This window comes from Paenibacillus sp. S-38, assembly GCF_049942825.1.
GTDB lineage: Bacteria > Bacillota > Bacilli > Paenibacillales > NBRC-103111 > Paenibacillus_G.
Map to the genome: position 1 here is coordinate 7,935,046 of NZ_CP187970.1, position 21,308 is coordinate 7,956,353.

The window sequence follows — 21,308 nt, forward strand, 5'->3', positions numbered from 1 at the left end:
GCCTCACTCCTCTTCGGATCTATGTGCTGCTCTCATCTGCTCTTCGATGCTGCGCCACACCGCCTCCGGGTCGGCTCCCTCCGCCTCTACCCGGTGCAGGCCGTCCCGGACGATCCGGTCCAGCCTCGCGAACTCCGCCTCTTCATAGCCCCCCTTATACCGGAGAGCGGCGTGGGAGTAGATCTGCCCGACCGGGGCGTTGTTGAAGAACCCGTCCCGCACGTCCAGGAAGGCCGTGGATGCGTAAGACTCCGGCGTGGAGGGGAAGTTTCCGCCGCTCTTGAAGCCCTCGAGCTGCTGGGCCGGGGCGGTCAGCCACCGCACCAGCGCATAAGCTTCCTGCGGGTACCGCGACGCCGCCGGCACAGCCAGGAACGAGCCCATCCAGCTCGACGGTTGGCCCGGCGCGCGGGTCAGATCCCATTGGCCGGCCGTGGCCGGCGCATTCTTCTTCATCAGCCCATGCAGCCAGGAAGGAGCCAGCACGGCGGCGAAGCGCTTGTTCACCGCGCCTTCGGCCCAGGCCGGGCTCTGCGATGGGAGGCCGGCGTTCAGCCCGAGCCGGTGGAAGCGGACCGCGATGTTCCAAGCCTCCTGGATGCGGTCCGTCTGATCTTCGTCGAGCCTGCTGCTCCCCACCTCGAGAGCGGCGCCGCCTTCAGTAACCGGAAGTCCGCTCCACCCGGGACTGCCTCCTGACGATCCGGCCTCCGTCCCGATGGAACCGCCCGAGACGCTGTTCTCGTCGTACTGGTTCAGGTAGGTCGTGTACACATTCGTCAGGTTATCGAACAATGCCGCCCCCGTCCGCTCCTTGAGCTGCAGCCCCGCCTGCTCCAGGCTCTCCCAGGAGGCCAGCCGCTCTGCCAGCTCTTCCCGTTCCACGGGCAGCCCCGCTGCGGCGAACAGGTCCCGCCGGTAGGCCAGCGCCACCGGCCCGATGTCCGTCGGCATAGCGAAGAGCATGCCGCCGTCCCGGCTCTCCCCATGCCGCCACTTCCAGTCGAGATAGTGCACCCGCTCGTCGCCGAACTCGTAGAGGTTGCGGAAATAAAGGGGAAAGCGCTTAAGTTCATTCAGCTGCGAAGCCTCCAGCAGAACCGCATCCGGCGCATCCGAGCGGGTAGCGAACGCCGTCAGGAGGCTCGGCAGCAGGTCGTCATACTGGGTCGTGACAATCTCTACGTCAATTCCCGGGTGCTCCGCGACATACCGCTTCACGAGCCCCTCGTAGCCGCTGCCGGCCCACACCCATAGGCGCAGCGTGACCTGCGGGGCTTGGGGAGCCACCGCCGGCAGCTGTACCGCCTGCGGCGTGCAGGCGCCCATAAGCAGGCTGACGAGCAGCAGCGGCCATACAGCCGGCTGCCGGAACCGCCAGGCCCCAGACCGCCAAGGCGTACAGGCGCCTAGCAGCTGCCATAGGGCCGGCCACCTGGACCGCCAATCCCCCACGGACTGCCCGGGCCCGGCCTGCTCCATCCGTCTCCCGCAGCCTGCGGCCGTTCTCTTCCCTGCCGGATCAAGCCGCACCGCCATCCCTCCTCTCTTGCGCGGTCCGCTCTCCCGCGGCCGTGCCGTTCAGCGGCAGCGTGAGCTCCACCCGCAGGCCGCCGAGCGGGCTCTGGCTGAGCCGCAGGCCGTGCGGCTCGCCGAAGAACGCGCCGATCTGGCGGTGCAGGTTCGGCAGCCCGATGCCCCGACCGCCTTCTTCGGCCACGGCCTCCGTGCGGATCCGCTGCTCCAGCTCCCTAAGCTGTGCCTCGCCCAGACCAGAACCATTGTCCTCTACGGAGCAGTGGAGGGTAACTCCTTCCGCGCGGATGGCTACCCGCAGCAGCCACTCTCCATCCTCCTTGTTCTCCAGCCCGTGGTGGAAAGCGTTCTCGACCAGCGGCTGCAGCAGCAGACGCGGGACCGGCTGGTCTTCCAGGCCTTCATCGACATCCATGAGCACAGTGAACTGGTCCCGGTACCTGGATCGCTGCAGGAGCAGGTACCGCTCCAGCTGCTCCAGATCCTCCCTCAGCGGCACGAGCTCGCTGGACGGATGCACGCTGTAGCGCAGCAGGTCGCTCAGTGCCAGCGTCATCTCCTGCGCATCCTCCCGCCGGCCGTCCTCGATCGTCCAGTAGATGAGGTTAAGCGAGTTGTAGAGAAAATGCGGACGGAACTGTGCCTTCAGCGCCACCAGCCTCGCCCGCTGCTCGCTGATCTGCTGCTCGGAGAGACGCTGGACCACCTCGTCGAGCTGGGCGACCATGCCGTTATAATTGGCGTAGAGCTGTGTAAGCTCCCGGCTGGCGAACCGCCCCTTCACCGTCAGCAGCCGCCCCCGGCCAACCCGGTTCAGGCCTTCCGCCAGCCGGCGGATCGGCCTGGTCAGTGTCCAGCTGTAGAAAGCCGTCAGGACGAGCGCAATCCCCGCCCCCGCCGCCATGGCCACGAGCACATTCATCCACATCTGACGCGCGTCTCCGTAGAACGCCTGCTTGGGGAAGTAGGCAATGACCGTCCACCCGCTGTAAGCGGATTTCGCATAGGTGACGTACACCTCCCGCTGGTCCTCCCTCGTCTTCCATTCGAAGAAGGGCGGAGCCGGTCCGCCGAACCGGGAGTACAAGGCGACATCGGCTGCCGTCCCGATCTCCCGGGGCTCCGTCGAATACACGATATTGCCCGAGCGGTCCATGACCTGCACTTTGCGCTCGACCCGCTGCCCCGTCTCTCCGATGATCCGGTTGATCTTCTCTACCGGGAAGACGATGAACTGGTCGCCGACCGTCTCGAGGCTCCTGCGGTCCTTCACCTTCCGGGCCCCGATGATCGCCGGGATCTCGCCGTCGCGCCAGGCCGGGCCATACACCCACAGCATCCGCCCGTCCTGCGTCGACATCCTTCCGTACCACGGGGTCAGGGAGACCTCGTCGTGCTGCCTCCAGAACAGCTGAAGAGCATCGCTCGACGCGTACACCCGGCCGTCGCGGTCGAACAGATGCACCAGCATATCGTTGGCGAGATAACGCGCCTTCTCGGCCATATACCGGCCCAGCTCCAGAGGATCCGGAAGCGGACCGCCCTTCCCCGGTGCCGTCAGCGCGTCCTGTACCCGGGGATCGAATGCAAGCATCTGCGAGAACTGGTCGTACTGCCGCAGGAGCACGTCGATTTTGGCGGAGAGCTGCTCTACCGACTCCTGCGTATAGCCTGCCGTCCGGTTCATAACCAGCTGGGAGGTCAGACGGTAGTTGAACATGTTCGTTAGGGCTATCACGAGCACCGCAATGACGAACATCCCGGCCAGCAGCTGCACGAAGATCGGCAGGGGACGTCCCGGAAGCCGCATGAGTCTCACCTCTTTGCCGGCCGGAATGCCTGCATCCGCTTCAGGCCCCTTACCGGTATATGTTGGTTTTCGTTCCACGGTCCTTGAGGCTGCGGAGATGGGCCAAGGATCTGTGCATCCGCCAGGCCCCTTCGACAGCAGCCAGAGGAATGCGCTTTCATTCGTATGGTTCAAAAAACCGGAGGCACACTTCTCCCCCGGCCCCGAATATCCCCGAAGCTACTTCCCGAGGAACGACTCCAGCATCCAGACATGCTTCTCCAGCGAGCTGTGGATGGCAAGCAGCATATCGCCTGTCGTCTCGTCGTTCACCTTCTCCGCGAGCGCCATGCCCTCCTTCAGCTCTCCGATCAGGATGCCGAAGTCCGACACGATCGATGCCACCATCGCTTCCGCATTCTCTCCGCCTGCCGCCTCGCGTACGCTTGCTTTATCAAGAATCTCACGCATCGTGGCTACCGGCTCGCCCTTGAGGGCCAGGAGTCTTTCCGCCAGGTTATCCACGTGCAGAGCCGCTTCCGTGTAAAGTTCTTCGAACTTCGTATGTAGGGTGAAAAATTGAGGGCCTTTTACGTACCAGTGGAAATTATGCAGCTTGATGTACAGCAGACTCCAGTTGGCGATCTGTGTGTTGAGCACTTCGGTCAGGTTCTGGGACATAGCAAAGCATCCTCCTCGTCATTTTCTTCTAAATTCGCACCTCAAAATAAGCATATCATAGAACAGAAAGAGCGTATATTGTTCTTCCGCCCCTTGTCCGGCCGCCCTTTTCTCCCATACCGGGAATTATGTCTTCCCTTCCGGCCCGGAAGCTGTCGAACAGTGGGAATATTTGTTTCCACGTGGAACAATGCGTCGGCATGATTCTTCCCGAACCCTCTTACTATGGCAAAATTCGCCTCGATTTATCCGCCCGAAGTCGGGATATGGCCGCCACCGATCTACGAGTGCCCGAACCCCCCTGCTTCAACAAAAAAGACCCCCGTTTCCTTAGAAACGAAGGCCTTTCTTCCATTTGCCGCCAAATCAGCTGTATCTCGAGATCAGCTCGCGCAGCTCGCCTGCGACCGACTGGGCGCCGCGGCGCAGCTCGCTGCCCGGAATCGTGAAGCGCACGAAACTCTCGTCGGTTTCCATCGCTTCGGCGAAGAGTCCCATCAGGCCGCGCGCCTTGCGGTCGATCTGCAGGAAGAGCTCCAGATCGTCGCCCTTCTTGAAGAAGAGCACCTCAAGCTCATCGAGCTGGCCGCGGAAGTGGGTCGACGGCACGAATTCGAATTCCTGTACGAATGGCAGCCGGCCGCCGAGCCGCGGCGCATAATCGTTCGTGACCTCGCGAAGACGGAAGCCGAGGATATCGAGCGCATCCAGCACGGTCTGCATGTGCTCGTAAGGCACAATCTCGATATGATCGCGGTCTGTCGGATCGACGGCATTGGCGATATCGAGGCCCGTCTCGATCCAGACGTTCGCCCCCCGCAGGGAGATCGGCGCGTAGTCCGGGATGATGAGGGAGAACGGAATTTCGCGGCGCTCGCCCGCCTGGACGAGGAAGCCCTCGGTGACGCGGATCTTGGCCACTTCGGCCGTCTTGCGTACTTTCTGGTCGTTCTCTTCCTTGATGTACTGCGTTTTGATATAGATATAGATCGAATCGATCTGCTGCTCGGTTTGTCCGCCCTGAATCACCACGACGCCGCTCAGCTCGCCGCCGACCGTCACCTGTGCGTTATGCAGCTGGGTATCCACCTTCGCCGATCCGATTCCCACACTGGCCAGCACTTTCTTGAAAAACGACATTCCCATCCGCCTCCTTAGCATCTAGGCTCCTTCGAGCCGCATATCCCTTCTTACGCAGAGCTTCCCCGGCGGTTTCAGCCCCGTCAGCGGGGTTCCCCCCGCTTCTTGAATGCCCGGTAGCCCCGGCGTACCGCATTCATCACGAAGTCGGGGACCGGGATGCGGTGAAGCAGGGGCACGCGCAGATAGAAGCGGTCGTACGCCTTCTTCAGGTCCGGCCACATCCGGCATTCATCCGTCTTGAGGAAATCGGAGACATCGACCACCATCCCGCGGCCTTCTTTCATCATCACGTTCTTCCCGTGCACGTCGTGCGGCCTTAGTCCCCGGGCCGACGCATAGGCAAGGGCCTCGTCGATGTCTTCAATGACCCTGCGGGGAATCGGGATTCCCCTGCGTACGCAGTCATAAAGGGTTACGCCTTCCAGGCGCCGCAGCACCAGGTAGTTCCCCCCGTAATGGTAGCATTCGGAGTATGCCGGATGCCGGCCGAGCCGCCGGTACACCTCCGCCTCTTCCTGGAGGCCTGGCCGGCCTGGAGCGTAGATCTTGATGACCAGACGGGGGTAGTCCGGATGGGATACCACGACGGCATAGTTGCCGGCGCCGACCAGCTTCCACGGCTTCGGCAGCCGGTGGACGACAACCGGCTCATGCAGATGCTCACTGGCGACGGACAGCCCGGGCAGCAGCTCGCTCTCGATCCGGTCGATCAGAGCGGAGAAGTGGCTGTCCGCCCCATAGGTCATGGACTTATCCTCCATAGAAGCCGGCCGCCCGTCCCTTCACCCCGGGCCGGGCCCGGAACAACCCTCCGGCCAGCGGCTGCTCCGCCAGCTGCTCGTCCGGGATCCAGCTCCGGGCCGTCGTGATGTAGAGCTCGCCGTAATCTTCCCCGCCGAAGGCGCACGAGGTCACCTGGGCCGCCGGAACCGGGATCCGCCCGATCCGCTCGCCCGTCAGCGGATTCCAGCGGGATACCTGCCAGCCCCCCCACTCGGCGATCCACAGCATGCCTTCGTTATCCACCGTCATTCCGTCGGGAAACCCCTTCTCCCCCTCATAGGAAACAACGGTGCGGCGTCCCGTCAGCTCTCCGCTCGCCAGATCATAATCGAACGCATCCACCCGCCGGGTCGGCGTATCGATGTAATACATCGTGGAGTTGTCGGGGCTCCAGCCAAGCCCGTTCGAGGTCGTAATCCCCTCCAGCACGCGGCGTAGGCTCCCGTCCGCCTCCAGGCAGTACAGGGAGCCCGTTGGCTCCGATTCCCGCAGATTCATCGTGCCGGCCCAGAACCGCCCGGCCTCATCGCACTTGCCGTCGTTGAAGCGGTTGCCTTCCAGCCCCTCTTCCGGATCATGCAGCTTCGTGAGCTGCTCCGTCTCCAAGTCCAGCCGGTACAGCCCCTGCTGCATCGCCAGCACAAGCCCGTCCCCGGTCCGCGGCACGGCCGCTCCGACCCGCCGGTCGAGCTGGATCGTCCGGTGCCCGCCTGCCTCCGATGGATCATAGAAGTGCACCCGCCTGCCCTCAATGTCGACCCATAGAAGCCTGCCGCTGCGGTGATCCCACACCGGCCCTTCCCCGAGAGCCGCCCGTATATCCCAAACCAATTCCGCCATCGCCTGTGTTTCCCCCATTGCTCCAGCGTCCTCCTCTTCCGATGCCGTCCGGCAATCCCCATTTGCTTCCATTGTAGCATAGGATAAGCCGGTAAGCGACGGCGTGCCGGCGGAAATCCGGAGTCGATCAACCCCTGCCGTGCCCCGTTTCCCCTACAGAATCGGGGACAGCAGCCTGGCCATCGACTCGATGATCCGGCTCAGCAGGCCCCTTCTCCGGTAGAGCTCCACCGTGAACTCCCGGCAGTAGGCAAGGTCCTTCTCGAAGGCGCTCTCCAGCTTGCATGCGGTCTGCTCATCGTAGAGAAAGGCATTGATCTCGAAGTTGAGCTCGAAGCTCCGGTGATCCATATTCGCCGTGCCGACGGAGGCGGCTTTGCCGTCCACCACCATCGTTTTGGCATGAAGGAAGCCCCGCTGGTACTGGAAGCAGCGCGCCCCCACCTGCAGCAGCTCGCCGACATGAGCCTGCGTCGCCCACTGGACAAGCCGGTGATCGCCCTTGAACGGGACCATGAGGCGGACGTCGACACCGGAGAGCGCCGCGATTTTGAGCGCGGTCATGACACTCTCGTCCGGAACGAAGTACGGCGTCTGCAGCCATATCCGATCCCGGGCCTCGTGAATGAGCTTGATCAGCGCCGTCTTGATCTGCTGCCGGTCCGTATTCGGGCCGCTCGTGACGATCTGCACGGCCGCCCCTCCCGGCTGCCGTTCCATCGGCGGGAAGAACGCGGTCTGCTCCTTGTCCGTGAGGGTCTGGCCCGAAGCCAGCGACCAGTCCATAAGGAAGTACCGCTGGAGCTCATACACCGCCCCTCCCCTCAGCAGCAGGTGCGTATCCCGCCAATGCCCGATCCGGGGGTCGAGCCCCAGGTATTCATTGCCGATATTGAAGCCCCCGATGAAGCCCACCTTCCCGTCGATGACGGCGACTTTGCGGTGGTTGCGGTAGTTGATCTTGAGGTTGAGGTACGGCACCAGCGAGGGGAAGAACGGGTAGACCTCGGCACCGGAGCGGGTCAGCTTCCGGGCCCACTTGCGGGGCAGGCCAGGCGAGCCGATCGCATCATACAGCAGCCTCACCTTAACTCCGCTCTGCGCTTTGTCCACCAGGATGGTCAGGAGGTCGGAGCCGATTTTATCGTAGGAGATTTTGTAGTAGAGCAGATGGATGTGCTCCTTCGCCTCCCGCAGATGTGCGAGCAGCGCTTCGAATTTCTCTTGTCCTTCCGTGAGCACGGTGACCTCGTTGTTCTGCGTAAGGATGGAGTGGCCGCTCTTGAGATTGAGATGGATGAGCGGCTGATAAGCTTCCGCGGCCGTATTGCGGTATTCCATCGATCCCTTGTCGATGCGGTACACCTGTTCATGGGCGACCGCCCGCACAACCCTCTCCGAGCGGCGTTTCATCTTATAGAGCTGCCTTCGGGCTAGATTCTGGCCGAATAGGAGATACAGGAAGAAGCCGAGCACCGGCAGGAAGAGGAGCACCATCAGCCAGGCCCAGGTCACACCGATATGCCGCCGCTCGAGGAAGATGATCGGGAACGCGAGTATGAAGTTGATGACAGGAAGCCATGTCGTAAAAAAAGTCCAAAGGCCGCCGCTCCAAAAATCAGGCAGCGTCGGCATGGCAGGCAGTGACAGCATGCGCATCTCCCCCGATCCTCTATGATATGGACGCCGCTTCCCGTGCAGGAAAGATAAGTTAGTGTCTGTCCCACTCCGGCGCCTTATTCCCTCAGGCTGAACGGACGCCGGTCCGTACGGCGGAGGAAAGCTCTCTTCCCTTACTTACCCTAAGGACGGGGGGAGGCGAAACCTTCCGGGACGGAGGCGGCGGTGGGGAGAAGAAGGGACGGAAGGAGCGCGAAGACGGAAGGCGGAGAAACAAGCGAAGGAAGCCCGGCCCCAGTCGGTCGTCCGGCACCCAGTGCCCCCCTGTACCGCACGGGCGGGAGCGATCACCACAGCAAAAAGACCCGCTGCAGCCCGTAGGCTGCCCGCAGGTCTTCGGCGGATGCTTCGGCATGCCTTCCGGATGCACGCGAATCAAAGGAACCGACTACTCTTCTTGCATCGGCGTCAGGCTGTTCAGCGCCTCTTCGTCTTCGGCCAGCAGGGAGCTTGTGAGCTCGAGCGCCTGCGGATTCACACCGTCCGGCACCTGGCCCAGCGAACGGTGGGCTTTGTCCACCGCCGCATGCGCCTGCTCAATCAGCTGGGCGGACGGATGGGACTGGGCCTGTGTCACGGCATTATGCGCCTTCGCTTCCGAGTTCTGCGCCTGCGACACCGGGTTCTGCGACTGCAGACTGGAATCGTAATCGTAACGGGACATGGGCTTCTCCTCCTTTCCCTCTCGGCATCCCCCTTACTATGGCAAGAATGGGGAAGGTTTATGCCGGGGCGGACAGCGGCGGCCGGTCCTTCCTGAAGGCAGGTCAACTGAAGACTGTCCTTCGATTGTGCGTGCAGGCGTGCAGGCGTGCGAGCGGCGGACTACTCCACGAACAGCGGCACGAGCGAGATGCCGTCGGCCGTGATCTGCACGAGCCCTTTGTCGGAGAGACGCAGCTCGGGGATGACGACAAGCGCCAGCAGCGACAGGGTCATGAAGGCGTAGTTGAGCCGGCAGCCTGCGTCCTGCAGCGCCTGTGAGAGGCGGCGGGACTGCTCCGCGACGTCTTCGAACGGGGCGTCCGACAGCAGGCCCGCAATCGGCAGCGGCAGCTCGGCCCCGCCGTCCTCCAGTGCGATGACCGCCCCGCCCTGCAGCTCCGCCGCGCGCGCCGCGGCACGGGCCATCAGCGCATCGTCATTGCCGATGACGAGCAGGTTATGGCTGTCGTGTGCGACGGTCATCGCGAGCGCCGCCGGCTTGCTGAAGCCGATGCCTTCCACCAGCGCGACGGACCGGCCCCCGGTGCCGTGGTGGCGCTCCAGCACGGCGATCTTGCACAGCCCGCCGGCTGTTGCGGACAGATCGACCTGCCCGCCGCGGACCGCGACCGGCCGCTGCTCCGCCTTCGTCTCCACGTGGTTCTCCTGCACGCGGATGACCCGGGCCGTCAAGGTGCCCTCGGCCGCCGGCGCCCCGATGACGAAGTCCTCCGGCTTCGGCACATCCGCCAGGCGCACCGAACGGATGACCTCCTCCGGATAGGCGGCAGGCTCCAGGTCCACGACCATCCTGCCGTTCTCGGCGACCACTTCCCCGGCACAGATCGTCATGGCGACATTCACGTCCGCGAGGTGTCCGTCCAGCAGCACCATGTCGGCGCAGGAGCCCGGCGTGATCGTGCCCACATCCCGGACGACGCCGAACCGCTCCGCCGTGTTGATCGTCGCCATCTGGATGGCCGTGACCGGCTTCACCCCCTGGCGGATCGCGTTCCGGATGACGAAGTTCATATGCCCTTCGTCCACAAGCGATTCTACGCTGCGGTCGTCGGTCACGAGCATCATCCGCCGCGAATCAAGCCCGAGCTCCGTATGCGCCTTGATCGTCTCCTCTACGTCATGCCACGCCGAGCCGCGGCGCATCTTGGCGTACATGCCGAGGCGGAGGCGTTCGGCCGCGTCTTCCTTCGTCACGCATTCGTGATCGCCCGTGATACCGCTTGCCGCATACGCGATCAGACGCTCATCGTGGGACGGCCAGGTAAAGTGGCCGTCCGCCACCCGCCCCGCCCGCAGCGCCGCCTCGATCTCGCCGAGCATGACGGCGTCGCCGTACACAACGCCCGGGAAGTTCATCACTTCGCCGAGGCCGATCATATCCGGCCCCCAGCCGAAGGCTTCTGCAACCTCCTCCGGGCCGAAGGAGGCCCCGCTCGTCTCCAGCTCCGGCGAGGTCGACGGTACGCAGGAGGCCACCTGCATGTAGGCCGCGAGCGGCGTGCGCCGCGCCTCCTCGAGCATCAGCCTTAGGCCCTTCAGCCCAAGCACGTTCGAGATCTCATGGGCGTCGAAGAACCCGCCCGTCGTACCGAGCGGCAGCACCGCCCGGGCGAACTGGGTCACCGTCAGCTGCGTGCTCTCGATGTGGCAGTGGCCGTCCAGGAAGCCCGGCGCCAGATAGCGGCCGGCCGCATCGACCATGCGGGTGTGCGGCCCGATCAGCTTCTCCGGCTTCCGTCCCACATAAGCGATCCGGCCTTCCTGCACTCCCACGGCCATCCCCTCCAGGATTTCGGCCGTACATACGTTTACCAGCCTCGCGTTGACTACGACGAGGCTGGCCTTCCGGTCTCCCCGGGCCGTCGCCACCAGCTCCGCCAGCACATCCGCCAGCGGTTTTCTGCGGTTGTTTCTGTCCATTGCCGCTCACTCCCTTGTTTTTGGCTTTCACTCTGGCCCTCGTTAAATTGGTAGATAAGATACCACACTTCCCCTCCCGCCGGGAAGAGTTCTGCTGCCTGTTTTCTAATCCTTGGTTTCTTTTTGTGAGGGAAACCAAAAGGAAGCGCCCCCTTTGGGCAGGCGGCACAAAGGGGACGCCGGAGCGCTTGCCGGGGCATGGATGGAGGCCTGCACAGGGCCGGCAGCTTCGCCTCCGAAGCGGGCCCAGCAGCAGCTTGCCGCGGGGAAGCTGCCGGCAGGCCGCGGACAGCTGCCCGCGTGGCTGCTGTTAGCCCACGGTAATCTTCAGGCCCGGGCAGACGCCTGCGAGTGTCCTGGCCTGCTCCTCCAGCCGATCACGCTGAAGACGCCTGCCGAACAGCTCCGGATCCGGCAGCAGCGTGATCGAGGTGCCGGTCTCCCCCGTAGCCCCTACCGTAAGCAGACCCGTCTGCGGAATGCCGTGCCGGTACTCTTGGCGGTAGATGTTCCCCTCGCGGCGGATCTCTACGGTCAGCCGCTGTGACAGGGCGTTGACCACCGCAGGGGAGATCCCTTTGTCCGCTCCCGGCGCTTCATAAACGGCGGAGCCGGAGGACTGCCCCAGCTCGGTCAGCACCGTCTGCACTTCCGCCGGCCCGGCGGTGCCCAGCGGACGGACCGGGATGCCTCGGCCGTTATCCGCCACGGTAACCGAGCCGTCGTCGTGCAGGAACAGCCGGACTTCGGTACTGTAGCCCGCGCGGTGCTCCGCCGCTGAATTCTCAAGCAGCGCCCAGATCAGCGGATGCGGGTCGTGCCCTTGTCCCGCCTGGATTCCGCCCAGATAAAGGCCGGCCTGGCCCCTAACCTCGGTCATCTCAACATAGCGGCTCGCATCGAGCAGGTCGGCGGAAGCCGCCAGCAGCAGAAGCAGCGGCAGTCTCCGGTGGGCGGGTACGGCATACCGCCCGCCCCGCTCTTCCTGGACGAGCAGATCCGCCCCCAGCAGCGCCTTGATGTGGTGGTAGAGCTGACCGGTCGTGCCCATATTCAGGCGCTCCACAAGCTCCCCTCCAGTTCTCGGCTCCTGCAGCACCGTCCGCAGAATGTCGAGCCGCTGCTTGTGCCCGATGGCTCCAAGTATCCGGGCCGCCTTCTCGGCATCCAGTCCGAAGAGCTCTTCCACCCGCCGCTCCTGCGGTTCCCACCGGATGAACTCTTCCCCGCTCCGGTAGGCTCCCGAGTAATGAAGCGATCCTGAGTCGGTCCCTGCGGTCCGGAACCCCTCCGGCCCTTCACCGGAAGCCGCCCTGTCCGGCTCAATCACCGTGCGCCGCGCGATCCGATCCGCTCCCATCTGTCCAACCACCCGCTGCAGATCCTCCAGCTGAAGCTTCAATGCGTCCAGTTCCGCCTCCACGTCCCGTACCATCGGTTGAGCTCACCCCATCTTTCTTATTAAAATACGTAATTACGTATTTAGATAAATTATAAGACATGGACGAAGGGTTGTCACGGACATTTTTCCATGATCTTAGACGCTCTCATGCACTGCTTACGGAAAAAAAACAAAAAGCACAGACCAGGCTCCCGCAGCCTATCCTGTGCTCTCCGTCTGTGCTCTCCGTCTTTCCTCGCCGATCTTGCACTATCTGCTCGCTATGGAACGAAATACGCGCAGACTACTCTCACCATAGCCGTCAGAATAAAAGCCCAGCTTCATCATCCGTTCAAAATAAAGCTCGCCTTCCCTGACTGCCTCCAGGAAAAACGCCTCCTCTGGAAATACTCTCGAGTATATGGGGGCTTGTCGGCCATACAAGCGGGCGTAAAGCGCCCCTTCGTCTCGGGCCAGCTCCGCGGTCGAAGGATCGGACCGTATCAACTCCCGAAGCTGCGGATCTACCTGTGAAGGAGGGCCGACTTCGTACAGCAGCCGGGCGCCGTCAAGAGACTGAAGCTTAAGGAAGTGCGGTCCATGCCCACAAAGCGTTTCTCCGCTACCGCTGTCCTTCAATCCCTCAAGCACTCCCGCCAGATCCGCCCAGAGCTCCAGGCTCTCCATTCGGGAGTCCATGACCGTCTCCCCTCCATGAACTACTTCCAGATACATGGAGAAAAATGGTGTTTCCCTGGAAACCCGCTCCAGCTTACCCTCGAGCTCCGGATCATCCAGTGCTGCATACATGCGAAGGGGAACGGTTTCCCCCTCCGACCGCTGTTCGAGCCCCAGACCCTGCAGCATGCGTTCCCTCTTCCCTATCCTGCGCTCCGGTACAGCTAGCCAGGTCCGGATTCGAATCTCATTCAATCCTCCAGCCTCCTCTCCCCCTCTATAAGTGCCTGCTATGACCTCCCTACAACCACAGCTGCAGAAGAGCCATCGTCACCACACCCGTGACTACCGTTCCCAGCAGGCTCTTCGTCCATATCGCGACCAGAAACGTCGGCAGCGCCGCCAGCAGCTTCACATTGTCCAGAATAGGCACCACCCGTCCGTTCTCCAGAAAGAGCTCCTGGGCAAGCAGCGCGGACATAACGGCGATGGGCACCTGATTCAGGAAACGCAGCACCTTCGGCGGCAGCTCGAAGCGGCTCAGCACCACGAGCGGAATCACCCGCGGAAGCAGCGTCACCAGCGCCGTACCGAGGATGATCCATAGAATGTCTAATCGGATGTCCAAGACTGCACCCCCATTCCGATCAAAGCCGCCACTACAATCGCTGCCAGCACGGCCGCATGCCCCGGGATCCACGTCCCCGCCGCCACGCACACAGCGCCTGCGCTGACCGCTACGATCCCATCGACGATCTTCTTCTGCCGGGTGCCGAAGCCGAGCACAAGCAGCCCCACGAACATGGCCGGCAGGGCATACGGCAGTCCGTATTTGCCGGGATCGGGGATCCAGGCGCCGGCATAAGCGCCCACCATGTTCGCCGCGATCCAGTTCACGTGGGCGGTTACGTTCAGGCCGAGCATCCAGCGGGCACGCCCTTTCATCCCGGAGCCGAGCCGTGAGATGGCCACACCGAACGTCTCATCCGTCAGCTGCGAGCCGAGGATGGCATTCTTCCAAGGGGCATACCGACGAAAATACGGGGCCAGCGCCGCGCTCAGCAGCAGATGCCGCAGATTCACGAAGAGCACCGTGATGATCACGGCGGCAGCCGAACCTCCTGCCGCCACCATCCCGGCGACAATGAATTGGGCTGAGCCCGCGTACAGCAGGGTCGACAGGAGCAGGATCTCGGACGGGTAGAGCCCGGACGTCGTGCCGATCACCCCGCAGGCCAGACCGATACTCAAATAACCAAGCAGCGTGGGGACACAGTCCTTTACTCCCTGCAGGAACATTGACCGCTCTGCTCTACCCGCCTTGCTCCCCTCTTCCAAGACACTTCCGCATTCCATTCGGATTCCTCCCTATGCTACAATGGACCCGCTGCCATGTATTCTATGTACGTGATCCTACACATTTGTATGTTATATTATATAATCGTGCGCTATATTGCACAACCCATAAAAGGAGGAATATCCTCTTGGAACCGATTCATCTTCGCGTGGGGCGTAATCTACAGGCCATCCGCAAGCAAAAAGAGCTCAGCCTCGACAAAACCGCCGCCCTTACTGGGGTCAGCAAAGCTATGCTCGGGCAGATCGAGCGGGGCGAGACCAATCCGACGGTCGGCATTCTGTGGAAGATTGCCCAGGGACTTCAGGTCTCGTTTACCTCCTTCATGGAAGAGGATCTTCAGGACGTCGTCGTGGTCCGGAACAGTGATGCCCAGCCCGTCACCGAAGAGGACGGACGCTATCGCGTCTATCCGCTCTTCCCCTACCGTCCCGGTACGCCGCTCGAAGTGTTCCGGGTCGAGCTGGAGCCCGGCAGCACCCATCTTGCCGAAGCCCACCCGAAGGGGCTCAAGGAATATATCGTCGTGACCTCCGGCACCCTCCGCTTCACGGCGGGCGGCCAGTCCTACGACCTCTCGGCCGGCGAAGCGCTCTGCTTCAAGGCGGACCGCCCGCACGTATACCACAATCCCGGCGGAGAGACGGTTTACTTCCAGAACGTGCTGTATTATGAGACCGCGTGATCTTCCATGCACCGCTTGTTCCCGATCAAGGCAGCACGGTCCGACCGCCGGCAGATCCCAGCAATAAACGCGGAGCTGCTGGAGAAATTCACGACCGGTTTTTCGCTATTAAACACCAGCATACGATGCAGATCAGGTTCCTTGGCCACCCCGCCTGATCGGTCGGCCTTCCAGCGACTTAACCCGGCTTGACCCGGGCCTGCCGCAGCATGATTCCTGTGCCTAGCCGCTCCGCAGCGCCCTGCGGAGGAGCAGAGACTGGAAATGAAGCTCCCCCTCCCCTTGCTGCGGTACGGTCGTGAACCCTTCAAGCTCAAAGCTGTCTCCCGTACGCCCAACGATTTCCCTGTCCCCATGGAAGCTGAAAAACCTCGGGGGATCACACCAGTCTCCCTCCCACAGTCCCTCGGATTCCCGTCCCCCGTACAGGCCCAAGTAGAACAAGCCTCCCGGCTTCAGCACACGGGCCAACTCCTTCAGCACCGCCCCGAAGTCGGCCTTCGGCACGTGCAGCAGACAGTTCATCGCATAAAGCGCATCGAACGAGCCATCCGGGAGCTCCAGGGCATAAAAGTCCATCACCTGCGCATGCAGTCCCCGCGCCTTACAGGCGTCAACCATCGCGGGGGACAAGTCGACACAGGTAACCGCCAAGCCCCGCTCCTTAAAATAAACGCCGTCCATTCCCGTTCCCGAGCCGATTTCGAGCAGTGTGCGGCACTTCTTCTCCTGGAACCGGGTGAGGAACCGCTCCCGTTCCTTCAGCTTCCACTCAGGCAATGTTTTGCTGTTTCGGCGGGCCGCATCCCCATCGTAGGATCTTGCCAGCCCTCTCTTCCAATCCTTATCCGCCATCATTCTCTCCGCCTTCCAATATCATCCACATCCTTATTATCATAAAGGACTTCAATCTCCCCGAGAAGCCTCCCCCGAGTTCCAGCCGGGCCCAGTGGAATCATCCTTCACAACTGCTTTCGACGTCCCGTCTGCGATAAGCGCTTCCCTGCCTGCTGCCTGTACGGCTTTGTTTTTCTCGGAGGCTCTCTGGGTAAAATAGGAGGAATGAACCGAAACGGCAAAAAGGGGGATGCGAGATCATGTGGCAAGCGGCGATGTGGGGAGCGGTTTCCGGGTCCGCCGTTCTGCTTGGCGCCCTGGCAGCGATTCTCTTCAAGATTCCGAAGAAAATCATCGGCTATATCATGGCCTTCGGCACGGGCGTGCTCATTGGGGCAGCCGCCTATGAACTCCTCGGCGAATCCGTGAGGGACGGGGGGCTGATGCCGACGACCGGCGGCTTCCTGGTCGGCGCCGCGGTATTTACCGCCTTCGATGTTTATATCTCCCGCAAAGGGGGCGGGGGACGCAAACGCTCCGACCATGGCAAGCAGCCGTGTGAAGAGGAGGACACCGGCACGGGCGGCAGCGGGCTCGCCATCTTCGTGGGCACCGTCATGGATGCCATACCCGAGTCGATCATGATCGGGGCTTCCCTGCTGGAGGGGGGCTCCGTGAGCTGGCTGCTCGTGATCGCCATCTTCCTCAGCAACATTCCCGAGGGGCTGTCATCCACCGCCGGTCTGCGCAAAGGAGGCTATTCCAAGGGCAAGATTCTGATGCTGTGGGCCTCCGTCATGCTCATCTCGGCCCTGAGCTCGCTTGGCGGCTTTGCGTTCATGGAGAACGCGTCGGAGGCGGTCATGGCGTTCATTGCAGCCTTCGCCGGCGGAGGCATCATTGCGATGATCGCCTCGACCATGATGCCGGAGGCGTATGAAGAGGGCGGCCCGGTCATCGGCTTTATCGCGTCTTTGGGGCTGCTCGTTTCCCTCGTCCTCGACCATCTCTCCTGAGCCCGCTACGGGCCGGCACAGCCGAGCGGTTGTATGATCGGGTGTGCCCGCCCTTGAATGGGCACCGGCAGCGATGGAGGCTGCAGGGCTTAGGGCCGCCCGATCTGCAGCTGCAGAGCCTGTTCCAACCAAAAAGCGTCAACCCACATGGCTGGGTTGACGCTTTTTGGTTCAGTCAGGAAGCGATGAGGCCATACCATGAGTGCGGCTTCTACAAGCGGGCAGCGATGTGCTCCGCCAGGTACGCCGCATCCCGGCCGGCCCCGCAGATCAGGGCGGAGCTGCGCGTATGCTGCCACGGCAGGCCGGCATAGTAGAGCCCCTCTACCGGGGAGACGCCCCGCTTGTGCAGCGGAAGCCCCTGCCCATCCCGGGCCCCTTCCACGTCGATCCAGCCGTAATCGGGGAGGAAGCCCGTCGCCCAGACGACGGCGGCCGGCTGCTCCTCGGAGCCGTCCGCGAAGCGGACCCGGTCTCCGGCGGCCCCCGTCACGCCCGGCTTCCAGCGCACCCGGCCTTGCCGGGAGAGCCCCTGCAGCTCAAGGCCGAAGATCGGATCAGGCTGACGGCGCATCACCCGCCCCACCGCCGATTCGCGCGGGGCGGAGAGCAGCCCGAGCGTGTTCATCCAGCCGAACGTGCTGCGGCCGAGCAAGGTCAGCGGAAGGAAGCGGACCGCATGGCGGGAAGCGAGCAGCACCGGCCGGTCCGCCGCAAGCTCGGCGGCGATCTGGGCGCCGGAGTTGCCGCTGCCTGCGACAAGTACAGGGCCCAGGGGCAGCTGAACGGGGCTGCGGTAAGCCGCCGAGTGCAGCTGGACGATACGGGGCGCCAGCGCCGGGGCAAAGTCCGGCAGCCGCGGCCGTCCGAAGGCGCCTCCCGCAGCGATGGCGATGCGCGCCGTGTAGACGCCTTCGGGCGTCACCGCCGCGAAGCCGGCACCTCGGCGTATGAGCCTGTCGACCCGCGTCCCGCTGCGGACGGAGAGGCCGAAATGCCGCGCATAGCGCAGCAGGTAATCGGCCAGCTCGTCCTTCCCCGGGAAGCCCTCCGGGTCGCCGGGCAGTGCCAGCCCCGGAAGCGCGCTCAGCCGGCGCGGGGTGAACAGCCGCAGCGAATCGTAGCGGCTGCGCCAGGAGGCTCCCGACTCCGCCCCGGCGTCCAGGACCAGCGCCTCTATGCCCAGCTTGGCGAGGGCCTGGGCGCACGCGAGCCCCGCCTGCCCCCCGCCGATGATGAGTACCTGTGCATCCCAAGACATAGACTGTGCCCTCCCCGTCACACGCGCAGTTCGCCGTGCCGGTTCACCGAAGTCTCCACCTGGATCGTCGCATGGGCAATGCCGAAGCGGTCTTCGATGAGCCGGATGGCCCGCTGGAGCAGCTCCTGGCTGTCCCGGCCGTCTTCCATCAGCAGATGGCAGCTTAGCGAATCGAGTCCGGAGGTGATCGTCCAGACATGCAGATCATGCACGTTGATCACTCCGTCGAGCTCTTCGAGCGCTGCCTTCACAGCACCGGGCTGGCAGCCCGCCGGCGTGCCCTCCATCAGGATGTGAAGCGTGCGCCGGATGAGATCCCAGGCTCCCCGCAGGATCAGCAGCGCCACCAGCACGGAGATGATCCCGTCCGCCGCGTACCAGCCGGTGAGCAGCATGATGGCTCCGGCCAGGATGGCGCCCAGGGAGCCGAGCGCGTCGCCCAGCACGTGAAGGTAGGCGCTGCGCAGGTTCACGTTGCCTTTGACATCGCCTTGGCGCATCAGAGCCCAGGCGCTGACAAGGTTCACCCCAAGTCCAACCGCGGCAATACCCATCATCGCACCGCTGGCCACCTCGGGAGGATGCAGCAGCCGGCCGTACGCCTCATAGATGATCCAGCCGGCGATCAGGAAGAGCGTCAGCCCGTTGAACAACGCCGCCAGAATCTCAAAGCGGTGAAAGCCGTAGGTCCGCTGCTCGGAAGCGGGACGGGCCGCCAGGGTAACCGCAATCAGGCTGAGCAGCAGGGAGGCGGCATCGCTGAGCATATGCCCCGAGTCGGAGAGCAGCGCCAGGCTGTTCGTCCAGAGGCCTCCGGCGAATTCGAGCAGGAGGATGCCTCCGGTGAGCAGGAGGGCGAACAACAGCCCCCGCTTGTTCCCTTCGCGAACCGCATCGTGACCATGATGGTGATGGCCGAGCAGTCCGTGATGATGTCCATGATGCCCGTGGCCGTGATGGCCGTGCCCGTGATGGCCGTGATTATGATGGCCGCTGTGTCCTCCTGCATGATCACCATGATCATGAGCGTGCCCGCCGTGATTATGACCATGGCTGCTGTGGTCCCGTGCATGCTCGTGCCCGCAGCCCTGCGATTTCTCGACTCGCGCAGCCTCCGCATACCCTGCAGCCGCTTCTTCACGACTGCGGCTCATGTCCTTCTCGTGATCATGTCCGGGAGCCGCGCCCGCTCCCCGGCCATCGTCTTCAGTACCGGCAGAGTCCGCCCTCGCCGGACTCTCAAGGCGCCGCCGTTCGTCGGCCTCATGCCGGTCCCGGTCGGAACTTGCCTGCCCTTGACTGCCCCCGGCATGCAGGCCGGGTTTCTTCACCGCTTCCTCGTCCTTACCGCCGCCGCTCATATCCATTCCTCCCTCTTCAGCCCGGGTATGGACAGCTGTTCCAACACCCCAAACATATGAGCATGTATTCATATGTTCAGTATGCCTCTCGGAGTCCGCCTTGTCAACCGTTCCCCAAGCCCAATTGTGATGGGGAATGGACGCCGGGCCGCGGAATCCGCACGCCCTCATAGCAAAAATACCGGCCCCTGCTCCGAACTCACTCTGGCAGGATGCCGGCATTCCCGCCGCTTCCGACTATTTGTTCAGGATATCGTCCTTCAGCGTGGCCACATGGCTTACAATCGCATCGATATCGCTTTCCGTGACCCCGGCTTCCCGGAGCGATGCCGTCAGATGGTTCACGATCGCGTTCCAGTGGACGGGCTGCAGGTTCATGCCCTCATGCGCTTTAGCCATACTCGCTCCGCTGTATTGTGCCGGCCCCCCGAGTGCAAAGCTCAGGAACTTCGTCTGGTGCTTACGCTGCTTCTCCATATCCGTATCCTTGAAGAACCCGTTCACCGTGTCGTCCGCCAGTACTTTTTTATAAAAAATATCGACGACGGCTCCAATCGCGCCCTCCCCGCCCAATTTCTCATAAAGGGATGTTGGTTCACTCATCTTTCAATTCCTCCCGGTAGCGTGGGCCTCCGCCTGCCCTCCGCCTGCCGTGATACATGATATACTCCGTTACGTCAGCAGGTGCGGGGCGGAAGGCCCGTCTGTTGTTTTTTCACTCCCATAGCATATCCCTCGGCAGGCAAAATCATCCTGCGCCCAAGCAGCTTCAGAACAGGTCCAGCTGCTGGGGGGCGAAAGCCTTGACCTGCTGACCGAGCATGGCCATCAGCCCTGCCGCATTGCCGGCCGCATGACCGCCCGAGTTATTATTGAAGATGAGACAGATCTCCTCTGTCCGCTCCTCCAATACAGATAAGTTCGTCTTCCACTCCAGCAGTTCCTCCTCGCTGTAGTCGTACAGATAACGGACCTCGCGCCAGTTCGGTCCCCCGCCGCCGTTCCAGTTGGCCGCATTGCGCCCGTGCATCCGTACAATGGTCAGCCGCTTGTCCGTAGGATGGAGCACGGTCGGAACCGACCCGCTGCCCGCCTGCGGTTCGTCGCAGATGCTGTGGATCCAGCCTTCCCGCTCCATGAACGAAAGCGTCTTCTCCCGCATTCCCTCCGCGAACCAGCTCTGGTGGCGGAATTCGAGCGCCAGGGGCAGACCGTCCATCCGCTCCCGGGTCCGGCGCAGCTCCTCGACATGCGCCTTCTTGCAATCGAACCACGGCGGATACTGGAAGAGCACCGCCTTCAGCTTCCCCGCCTCCCGGACGGGCCCGATCGACTCCCGGAAGGCCCGGAACATCGTCTCTTCGTCGGGAAAGGGACTGCGCCCCCTCTGATGACCGGTCATGCCCTGATACGCCTTGATCACGAATCCGAAGTCCGTGGGAGTATCGGCCGCCCAGCGCTCGTAATTCGCTTGGGACTGCACGGCATAGAACGAGCTGTCAACCTCCACCAGGTCAAAATAGCTTCCATACACCTTCAGCTTGTCCCTGGCTGCCGTCCCCTTCTCGTACAGCTTGTCGTGGTCGCCCCAGCCCGCAAGTCCGATCCGGATCATGCGCCCTCCCTCCTTCCTC

General features: G+C 63.0%; 20 protein-coding genes. 2 read left to right on the top strand and 18 right to left on the bottom strand.

What is annotated here, in order from left to right:
• Window positions 1–3: 3 nt before the first annotated feature.
• The 13 genes from ACP26L_RS34770 to ACP26L_RS34830 all read right to left on the bottom strand — a co-directional run bounded on the left by ACP26L_RS34770 (window position 4) and on the right by ACP26L_RS34830 (window position 14,513).
• A complete protein-coding gene (locus tag ACP26L_RS34770) occupies window positions 4–1,533 on the bottom strand; it encodes an ABC transporter substrate-binding protein (RefSeq protein WP_426450138.1) in 1,530 nt (509 codons plus the stop codon).
• Window positions 1,523–3,424, bottom strand: a complete 1,902-nt coding sequence (locus tag ACP26L_RS34775) for a cache domain-containing sensor histidine kinase (RefSeq protein WP_426450139.1) — start codon at window positions 3,422–3,424, stop codon at window positions 1,523–1,525. The genes ACP26L_RS34770 and ACP26L_RS34775 overlap by 11 nt, the downstream gene beginning before the upstream one ends.
• 141 nt (window positions 3,425–3,565) lie before the next feature.
• Window positions 3,566–4,006 carry a Dps family protein gene (locus tag ACP26L_RS34780; protein ID WP_426450141.1) on the bottom strand — a complete coding sequence of 147 codons (441 nt, stop codon included), beginning with the start codon at window positions 4,004–4,006 and terminating at the stop codon, window positions 3,566–3,568.
• Between the two features lie 366 nt (window positions 4,007–4,372).
• A complete protein-coding gene (locus ACP26L_RS34785; protein WP_426450142.1) occupies window positions 4,373–5,146 on the bottom strand; it encodes a sporulation protein in 774 nt (257 codons plus the stop codon).
• An 83-nt stretch (window positions 5,147–5,229) separates the two neighbouring features.
• On the bottom strand, window positions 5,230–5,895 hold the full coding sequence (locus tag ACP26L_RS34790) for a serine/threonine protein kinase (RefSeq protein WP_426450143.1): 666 nt from the start codon (window positions 5,893–5,895) through the stop codon (window positions 5,230–5,232).
• A 4-nt stretch (window positions 5,896–5,899) separates the two neighbouring features.
• On the bottom strand, window positions 5,900–6,790 hold the full coding sequence (locus ACP26L_RS34795) for an SMP-30/gluconolactonase/LRE family protein (RefSeq protein WP_426450145.1): 891 nt from the start codon (window positions 6,788–6,790) through the stop codon (window positions 5,900–5,902).
• A gap of 135 nt (window positions 6,791–6,925) precedes the next feature.
• On the bottom strand, window positions 6,926–8,425 hold the full coding sequence (gene cls / locus ACP26L_RS34800; RefSeq protein ID WP_426450146.1) for a cardiolipin synthase: 1,500 nt from the start codon (window positions 8,423–8,425) through the stop codon (window positions 6,926–6,928).
• A gap of 415 nt (window positions 8,426–8,840) precedes the next feature.
• Window positions 8,841–9,116 (bottom strand): hypothetical protein, encoded by a 276-nt coding sequence (locus tag ACP26L_RS34805; protein WP_426450148.1) that lies wholly within the window; start codon window positions 9,114–9,116, stop codon window positions 8,841–8,843.
• Window positions 9,117–9,277: 161 nt separating this feature from the next.
• Window positions 9,278–11,098, bottom strand: coding sequence for an adenine deaminase (locus ACP26L_RS34810; protein ID WP_426450149.1), 1,821 nt, complete (start codon window positions 11,096–11,098; stop codon window positions 9,278–9,280).
• 310 nt (window positions 11,099–11,408) lie between these two features.
• The gene (locus tag ACP26L_RS34815; RefSeq protein WP_426450150.1) at window positions 11,409–12,533 is read right to left on the bottom strand and encodes an ArsR family transcriptional regulator; all 1,125 of its coding nucleotides are present in this window, start codon (window positions 12,531–12,533) and stop codon (window positions 11,409–11,411) included.
• A gap of 216 nt (window positions 12,534–12,749) precedes the next feature.
• The gene (locus tag ACP26L_RS34820; protein WP_426450151.1) at window positions 12,750–13,346 is read right to left on the bottom strand and encodes a hypothetical protein; all 597 of its coding nucleotides are present in this window, start codon (window positions 13,344–13,346) and stop codon (window positions 12,750–12,752) included.
• A gap of 112 nt (window positions 13,347–13,458) precedes the next feature.
• Window positions 13,459–13,785 (bottom strand): AzlD domain-containing protein, encoded by a 327-nt coding sequence (locus tag ACP26L_RS34825; protein ID WP_426450153.1) that lies wholly within the window; start codon window positions 13,783–13,785, stop codon window positions 13,459–13,461.
• A complete protein-coding gene (locus ACP26L_RS34830) occupies window positions 13,770–14,513 on the bottom strand; it encodes an AzlC family ABC transporter permease (protein WP_426450154.1) in 744 nt (247 codons plus the stop codon). The genes ACP26L_RS34825 and ACP26L_RS34830 overlap by 16 nt, the downstream gene beginning before the upstream one ends.
• Window positions 14,514–14,641: 128 nt before the next feature.
• Between ACP26L_RS34830 and ACP26L_RS34835 the strand changes: the two genes are divergently transcribed.
• The gene (locus tag ACP26L_RS34835; protein WP_426450155.1) at window positions 14,642–15,199 is read left to right on the top strand and encodes a helix-turn-helix domain-containing protein; all 558 of its coding nucleotides are present in this window, start codon (window positions 14,642–14,644) and stop codon (window positions 15,197–15,199) included.
• 222 nt (window positions 15,200–15,421) lie between these two features.
• Here ACP26L_RS34835 and ACP26L_RS34840 read toward each other — a convergent pair whose 3' ends face one another.
• On the bottom strand, window positions 15,422–16,057 hold the full coding sequence (locus tag ACP26L_RS34840; protein WP_426450156.1) for a class I SAM-dependent methyltransferase: 636 nt from the start codon (window positions 16,055–16,057) through the stop codon (window positions 15,422–15,424).
• Window positions 16,058–16,296: 239 nt separating this feature from the next.
• Between ACP26L_RS34840 and ACP26L_RS34845 the strand changes: the two genes are divergently transcribed.
• A complete protein-coding gene (locus tag ACP26L_RS34845; RefSeq protein ID WP_426450157.1) occupies window positions 16,297–17,052 on the top strand; it encodes a ZIP family metal transporter in 756 nt (251 codons plus the stop codon).
• Window positions 17,053–17,263: 211 nt separating this feature from the next.
• On the opposite strand, the gene ACP26L_RS34850 is transcribed toward ACP26L_RS34845, so the two are convergent.
• The 4 genes from ACP26L_RS34850 to ACP26L_RS34865 form a co-directional block, all read right to left on the bottom strand.
• Window positions 17,264–18,313 carry a flavin-containing monooxygenase gene (locus ACP26L_RS34850; protein WP_426450158.1) on the bottom strand — a complete coding sequence of 350 codons (1,050 nt, stop codon included), beginning with the start codon at window positions 18,311–18,313 and terminating at the stop codon, window positions 17,264–17,266.
• 17 nt (window positions 18,314–18,330) lie between these two features.
• A complete protein-coding gene (locus ACP26L_RS34855) occupies window positions 18,331–19,236 on the bottom strand; it encodes a cation diffusion facilitator family transporter (protein ID WP_426455220.1) in 906 nt (301 codons plus the stop codon).
• A gap of 675 nt (window positions 19,237–19,911) precedes the next feature.
• Entirely contained in the window at window positions 19,912–20,277 is a 366-nt protein-coding gene (locus tag ACP26L_RS34860; protein WP_426450160.1) for a group I truncated hemoglobin, read from the bottom strand.
• A gap of 166 nt (window positions 20,278–20,443) precedes the next feature.
• Window positions 20,444–21,289 carry a DUF72 domain-containing protein gene (locus tag ACP26L_RS34865; protein ID WP_426450161.1) on the bottom strand — a complete coding sequence of 282 codons (846 nt, stop codon included), beginning with the start codon at window positions 21,287–21,289 and terminating at the stop codon, window positions 20,444–20,446.
• Between the last annotated feature and the right edge of the window lie 19 nt (window positions 21,290–21,308).